The sequence below is a fragment of the Citrobacter sp. wls826 genome, assembly GCF_005281245.1.
In the GTDB taxonomy this organism is placed as follows: Bacteria; Pseudomonadota; Gammaproteobacteria; order Enterobacterales; family Enterobacteriaceae; genus Citrobacter; species Citrobacter braakii.
The window spans coordinates 91,532-98,692 of sequence record NZ_SZWS01000027.1; the positions used below are offsets into that span (position 1 = coordinate 91,532).

Consider the following 7,161-nt stretch of genomic DNA (forward strand, 5'->3'; position numbering starts at 1 on the left):
CCTCAACATATTTTTCATCTCTCAGCGTGGCTTCATGAAAACGGCGTAATAAAGCGGGTATAACGTGGGAGTTTTCTCTATGAAAATTATCATTTGGTCCATAAAGATTAGTAGGCATTACCGAGCGGTAATCCCGACGATACTGGCGATTATATGACTCACATAGTTTTATCCCCGCAATTTTAGCTATGGCATAAGGTTCATTGGTTGGCTCAAGTGAACCTTGAAGCAATTCACTCTCTTTAATTGGCTGTTGCGAAAATTTAGGATAAATGCATGACGACCCCAAAAACAATAACTTCCCAACATTAGAGTTGTGGGCGGCATGCAAAATATTACTTTCCATCATCATATTTTCATAAATAAAATCAGATGGATAATTGTTATTAGCCATAATCCCACCCACCTTTGCTGCTGCAAGATAAACCTGATCAATATGTTCACTGGTAAAGAAATCATTAACCGATTTAGTGTCTAACAAATCTAACTGCTCACGATTACGGGTGATCAACTCTATATCGTCACGCTGCGCGAGTTGTCGATAAATAGCAGACCCCACCATTCCACGATGCCCCGCAATATAAACACGTTTTTTCATCATTATTAGCTCTCCTGTGCAATAAAAACATCGTAACCGTGCGACTTCAGCAGGGAATGCTTCTTCGCTGCTTCAAGATCGTTGGCAACCATTTCCGAGATCATCTGGCGCAACGTGATTTCCGGCTTCCAGCCCAGTTTTTCATGTGCTTTGGCCGGATCGCCCAGCAGCGTTTCCACCTCTGCCGGACGGAAATAGCGCGGATCGACGGCAATCATGACATCCCCAGGCTTCACACCCGGCGCGTCGTGTCCGGTTACGGAAACCACAATGCCTTTCTCATTCACGCCCTCGCCTTCAAAGCGCAATTTAATCCCCAACTGAGCGGCGGCCATTTCCACAAACTGGCGCACGGAATACTGCACGCCGGTGGCAATCACGAAATCTTCCGGCTTGTCCTGCTGCAGCATCATCCACTGCATCCTGACGTAATCTTTGGCATGCCCCCAGTCACGCAGCGAATCCATATTGCCCAGGTACAGGCAAGACTCCAGCCCCTGCGCGATGTTGGCGATCGCACGCGTAATTTTGCGCGTGACAAAGGTTTCGCCGCGGCGCGGAGATTCGTGGTTAAACAGAATGCCGTTACAGGCATACATACCGTAAGATTCGCGGTAGTTGACGGTTATCCAGTAGGCGTACAGCTTGGCAACGGCATACGGCGAGCGCGGGTAGAACGGCGTGCTCTCTTTCTGCGGGATTTCCTGTACCAGACCGTACAGTTCAGAGGTGGAAGCCTGATAAAAACGGGTCTTCTTTTCCAGCCCGAGGAAGCGGATAGCTTCCAGCAAACGCAAGGTGCCGATAGCATCGACATCCGCGGTGTATTCCGGTGAATCAAACGACACCGCGACATGACTCATGGCGCCGAGGTTATAGACCTCATCCGGTTGAACTTCCTGTAAAATACGGGTCAGGTTGGAGGAGTCCGTCAAATCGCCATAGTGCAGATGGAATTTGGGATTGCCCGAATGCGGATCCTGATAGATGTGGTCCACTCGTTCGGTGTTGAATGATGAAGCGCGGCGCTTAATACCGTGTACTTCATACCCTTTTTCCAGCAGGAACTCTGCCAGGTAAGAACCATCCTGCCCGGTTACGCCAGTGATGAGAGCGACTTTCGACATGTTATTACCTCTTAAATGATCCCCTCAGGGAGTAACTTTCTCGACGCGTTCGCGTGTGACTATTGCGGGATTTCCCCGACAAACGACATTGGCTGGCAGCGATTTAAATACACTGCTGCGTGCTCCGACGACGGTGCCATCGCCAATCGTCACGCCAGGCGCGACAAAGACATCTGTCGCCAGCCAGCATTTATCACCAACTACAATTGGTGTGGCGTTAATATCAAAATGTTGACTGGCATAATCATGACTCCCGGTGCATAAATAACTTTTTTGCGAAATAACCGCGTGCGCACCAATCGTAATATCACCCAGCGTATATAAAACCGCGTCATCACCCACCCAGGAATAATCTCCCAGGGTTAATTTCCACGGATAAGTAATTTTTACTGAAGGTCGAATAACTACGTTTTTTCCTATTTTTGCGCCAAACATTCGCAATAAAAACGCACGCCAGCGATACATTACCTGCGGGGACCAGCGAAATAATGTGGCTTGCACTGCCCACCATAATTGCACTTTAATGGCACCGCCGCCGCGAAAACCTGCCGGCACGTTGAAGCCGCTTAAATCCTGCATAATGTACCCTTACGCTTTTCCATATAAGGTTTTTGTTTTACCAGTTGTGCGCAGACGTAAATATTCTGACAACCCGGTCCAAAAACCTGGCATGTGTAATATCTGGCGCTGTACCTTTTTTGCATCCCGGCACAATTCCAGATTATTCGTCGTTGACACCCCACCCATGGAAAACTCTGACACCAGCCCGCTCAGCTTTTTAAACGCGTAACCTGACTTGTATAATTTGGCTGCCAGCGCGTAATCAGACGATATCTTATATTGCAAATCATAGCGCCAGACATTCAGTCCAGAGAGAGGAAAGAAGATTGCCTGATGGCTGGCGGGAAGGCTGTGATAAATATACCAACCCGGCTTGGCCCGCCGCTTAATTTTGTTACCATTACCGAAATCCAGCAACGCATCGCCAATGACCATCGCTTTATCGCTCTGCGTTTTTAGCTGGCGGATAAAATTAGCAGCATCTGCATGCAGAATATCCCCGGAGTTGAGGAACAGCGCAAACCGCCCGCGCGCCATAGCGATACCTTTGTTCATTGCATCATAGATGCCCTTATCCGGCTCGCTGACAAACCGTAACCGGTGCTCTCCACTGAGCCCTTCAAGAAAGGCCGAGGTACCGTCAGAGGAGCCGCCATCAACAACAATCCACTCAAAACTGATATCACCCGCCTGCGCCAGATGAGCTAACGACGCGTGAGTTTTGACGATCCCTTCCAGATTACGAAAGGCGACGGTAATAATACTGAGCAGCATGCGTTTTACCTCGCTATATTCAGCGCCTTGCGCAAAATAAACGGACATACAATTAAAAATGCGTATTCCGGACTAAATACTGAACCTGTAAAAAACAGCGACAGCGGCGTAAAAAGATAAAGCTGCACCCGATAATTCTGATTATCACCAAACGCATTGATCATCATCTTCATGACTTTCCCCATGTACCACAGGGCTAATATCACCGCGAACCATGAAAAATAAATAATCAGCAGATACAAGCCATTGTCTATCGTTTTACCAACATCTGCACCGTTAAAAATTCCGAATGACGCAACATATTCATAAAGTGAGCCGAATCTCACTACCCCATCAACGTTAAGTAACGAATAACCGACCATTACTAATGGTCCCACGATACGATAATACGATGATGAGCCTTCAGTTCCTAAATCTCCAAGCCGTGTCGCGATGTACGGAAACGCAAATATCACACCAACAACAAACACGCTTAATGAGATTATCGCCAGCGGCAACTTCTTTTTTATCGCATCTTTATTCAGATACTGGAACGCCCACTCCAGGAGGTAAAACAAAATAAATGTCATTACCCCTGAAAACGATCCTGATAATATTATCCCTGCCAGAATCATAGCATCGGACTTAGGCGTTTTGATACCAAACTGTTTGATACTGAGCCAAATTGAGATTAACGCCAGAGCGAAGAATGCCGGTTCGAAATAGAGTGCAGTGGTGCGCTTCCCGCCAAACTTAATAAAGTTCAGAACATAGCTATTACTGTAAATAAGATATTTCGAAATAACTTCCATTAAACTGCTGCCGCCACTAAGAATTATCTGCGCCATTTCCACCGCAGCTAACCCCACCACCAGGCCCACAACCAGCCAGAAAAAACGCAAGATCTTAATGTAGTTATGCGGCGAAATGGTTTTGAAGCGAATACTCCACACCATACCGATAATCACCACGGTATAGACAAACAGCATTGCGGACGTCACGTACTTGCTGGCATCCAGTGATTGTCCGAACAGATAGTTAAACGCCGTCAGTCCGCCCCCCACGCCCAGCGCAATCATTAATTTTTTAATATTGATGCGCTCGACAAACAGCAACAGCAGAACGGGCAAGAACGTGACGATAGTTATCGGGAAGCTCTCGCCAAGCTGGGCGAGTTTGACGTTAACCAGCAGATAAAGCAGCGGTAGCACCAGGTAGCTACAGATTCTGATAGAACGAGACATACTCCTCCAGCATCTGTTGTCCACTGTATGCCACCCGGCTGCGCTGGCTGAACGCGGCAAGCGACGTGTCAAATACCGCCTGCGCAATGTCTGATCTTTTCAGTTGCACCAGGTGCAAAACGTCCGCTTCGCTGAACGTTTTGCCGCCCGATTTCGCCAGCACTTCCTGCGCGGCATCGCTGTGCGTAGCTATCACCGGTACGCCGATGGAAAGCGCTTCGCACAGAATCAGCGGGTAGTTATCAACGCGCGAGCTGAACACCAGCCCATCCATCTCGTTAAGCGCGCTCATCAACGTGCGCTTATCGCTCTCAAACCCGTGATTGATGACGTTATCCCCGACAAACGGAGAAAATTTGCCGAAGGTATGCAGCTCAATTTTGTCTCCGAGCGCAATCATCGCTCGCACCAGTTGCTGACTGGTTTTACCGTCATAGCGCAGGTCATGGGCCACTACGGCGATTTTTGGTCTGCCGCTTTCCTCATGCTTAGCGGGAAGTTCGGCAAGAATGGCTTCCGTTGCCACATCGATGCCGTTGTTAATAATGCGGCAACGACCGACGCCATACAGACTGTTGAATGCGTCGGCCACATGCTGACTGGGCGAGATGAACTGGCAGCCCAGCGCCAGCATGGCGCGAAACATCTGCCGTTTACCAGGCAACTGTTGATGGGCTTTATCGATTTTTACCGGCGGATAGTTACTGAGCGTTGGACATTTCTGACAGCCCGTTTTCCAGCTTTCGCAGCCATCGGTAAAGGCACAGCGCCCGGTCACGCTCCAGTAATCGTGCAGCGTCCAGACGAAGGTGATATCCGGTTTATGCGCCTTCACTTTTTGGCAAAAGGCGACCACCTCTTCCAGATTCAACCAGTAGCTGTGCAACACATGAAAATGCAGTACCAGCGGGCCGGAAGTGCGGGTTACCGTACGGTACAACTTGTCGAGATTGCCAAACATGTCGCGGTTCGCGAAACGAAACAGCGCAATGTTCGCCGCCGACGTCAGACGTGGCGTATGTTTGATAACCTGCGGGTAATTCGCATGGCTGACGCTTTTCTTACCGCCTTTGCCATAGCCGTAGACAAAACGCGACGACAGCCCTTTCTCCAGCGCCCTCAGATGCAAATCTAACGCCACGCCTGCCGCCCCGCCTTCTGCGAGTCGCACATTAAACTGTAATATCTTCATTTTATTACCTTCACCCGCGCCTTCTCGCCCACGACCAGCGTATTGTCCGGGACGCTATCCACGACGACGCTCCCGGCGCCAATCGTCACGTTATCGCCAATGGCAACGCCGCCAAGCAGAGTGACATTGGTCCCCAGCTCAACGCCGTTACCGATGACCGGACAGGACAGATCGTTGCCGCCAAGATTGCCGATGGTGACGCCGTGGCGCAGGGTGAAATCATCCCCCGCCACCACGTGTTTATTGATCACCACCCCATAGCCATGATGGATGGTGAAACGACGACCAATAGATGCAGCTGCCTGGATTTCATAGCCAAACACGCATTCAGTGATAAGGCGATACATCACCAGTACCGGCGCCGCCCACAGGTTGTTCAAGACATTTTTTTTACGCCAGACGGAGCAAAAATGGGCAATCCGATAGGCCACCACCATGCAGCAGGGTCGCAGACTCCAGCCGTTCGCGCGTAAATCTTCCAGCATACTTAGCGTCCTCGCAGTCCGTCGGCCAGGCGCTTACTATTGCGAACAGAAAGCAGCGTCAGCAACGTGCGCCAGTTCATCCGTTTATTGCGGATCTGGTAGAGGGTAAACAGCTGATATTTCTTGCTGGCCCGGTCAAATTTGCCTTTGTGCTTACGGTAGAACTGAAAGTAGCCGGAGAATTTATGCGGGGATGAGGTAATACGCATTTCACCGTGATTCACATGCAGGATCTGCGTTGCCTCTTTTACCTTCCACGGTTTGCCATACGCCACCACCATGCGCAGGAAAATGTCATAATCCTGCGCCGCTTTCAGCGTGGTATCGAACAGGCATGCTTTAAACCGCCAGGCCCAGGTAAACACCTGATTACCAATAATATTGCGCTTATAAAATTTACGGCGTGAATAAACGGCCTTCGGATAGAGTGGCAAACTGGTCGGCTGCGAATATACTTCGCCTTCACAGACATAGTCATTGGCATACAGAAACGCCCGCGTCACCAGATGATGGCGATAATTGAGAAATACGCTCAGGCGGTTCGGCGTCCATTCATCATCATCATCAATACCCGTAATATATTGCCCACTGGCCTGCATGATGGCCTGATTACGCACCGCACAGGCTCCGGAGTTAGTGGGATTACGCGTATACGACACACGCGGATCGTTGAGTTCTTCAACAAATTGCTGCAGTTGCTCATACGAGGAAGAGCAATCATCCACAATGATCATCTCCCAGTGAGGATAGTCCTGGCGCAGTACCGATTTAATCGCCCGGATGGCCAGTTGCTGACGGTTCCAGGTGGGCATATAAATTGAAATTAGCGGGTTGTCTGTCGTCATTTTCGTTTCCCAGATATCCCCGTCATACTTCAAGTTGCATCTGCGTTGGCTTTCCTGCAACTCGAGTTATTTAGGGTATAAATATGTTTTTGTGGGCCGCTATCCGGCAATGTTCGTAATCTATTTCGTATCCGAGGTGTACTCGTATTCGTAGTAACCGTAATCCTGATACCCGCTGGCGCGGCGGAAGATCGAGTTCAGGATCACCCCTTTCACCTGAATGCCGTTTTGCTCAAAGCGACTCAGGCTGGTTTCCACCTCTTTCAGCGTGTTGACCGCGTAACGCGCCACCATCAGCGTGGTTCCAGCGTGACGCCCCACGATAGCCGCATCGGTCACCGCCAGTATTGGCGGGG

General features: G+C 49.7%; 8 protein-coding genes and 1 pseudogene. All 9 read right to left on the minus strand.

From position 1 onward, the window contains the following. On the minus strand, positions 1 to 601 hold a 601-nt coding region (locus FDW87_RS21960; RefSeq protein WP_252363041.1), incomplete at its 3' end, for an NAD-dependent epimerase/dehydratase family protein. A 2-nt stretch (positions 602 to 603) separates the two neighbouring features. Further along, complete coding sequence (gene gmd / locus FDW87_RS06355; RefSeq protein WP_016153586.1) at positions 604 to 1,725, minus strand: GDP-mannose 4,6-dehydratase; 1,122 nt, start codon at positions 1,723 to 1,725, stop codon at positions 604 to 606. A gap of 24 nt (positions 1,726 to 1,749) precedes the next feature. After that, positions 1,750 to 2,304: a colanic acid biosynthesis acetyltransferase WcaF gene (gene wcaF, locus FDW87_RS06360; protein WP_137379545.1), complete on the minus strand. Its 555-nt coding sequence runs from the start codon at positions 2,302 to 2,304 to the stop codon at positions 1,750 to 1,752. 9 nt (positions 2,305 to 2,313) lie between these two features. Beyond that, positions 2,314 to 3,060, minus strand: a complete 747-nt coding sequence (wcaE, locus tag FDW87_RS06365; protein ID WP_137379546.1) for a colanic acid biosynthesis glycosyltransferase WcaE — start codon at positions 3,058 to 3,060, stop codon at positions 2,314 to 2,316. 5 nt (positions 3,061 to 3,065) lie between these two features. Next, positions 3,066 to 4,283, minus strand: coding sequence for a colanic acid polymerase WcaD (gene wcaD / locus FDW87_RS06370; RefSeq protein WP_016153589.1), 1,218 nt, complete (start codon positions 4,281 to 4,283; stop codon positions 3,066 to 3,068). Further along, on the minus strand, positions 4,258 to 5,475 hold the full coding sequence (gene wcaC / locus FDW87_RS06375) for a colanic acid biosynthesis glycosyltransferase WcaC (protein WP_137379547.1): 1,218 nt from the start codon (positions 5,473 to 5,475) through the stop codon (positions 4,258 to 4,260). The genes wcaD and wcaC overlap by 26 nt, the downstream gene beginning before the upstream one ends. Next, positions 5,472 to 5,960: a colanic acid biosynthesis acetyltransferase WcaB gene (wcaB, locus tag FDW87_RS06380; protein ID WP_137379548.1), complete on the minus strand. Its 489-nt coding sequence runs from the start codon at positions 5,958 to 5,960 to the stop codon at positions 5,472 to 5,474. The genes wcaC and wcaB overlap by 4 nt, the downstream gene beginning before the upstream one ends. 2 nt (positions 5,961 to 5,962) lie before the next feature. Continuing rightward, complete coding sequence (gene wcaA, locus FDW87_RS06385; RefSeq protein WP_016153592.1) at positions 5,963 to 6,805, minus strand: colanic acid biosynthesis glycosyltransferase WcaA; 843 nt, start codon at positions 6,803 to 6,805, stop codon at positions 5,963 to 5,965. Positions 6,806 to 6,925: 120 nt separating this feature from the next. Further along, a pseudogene (locus FDW87_RS21965) lies at positions 6,926 to 7,161 on the minus strand (tyrosine-protein kinase); the annotation flags it as partial.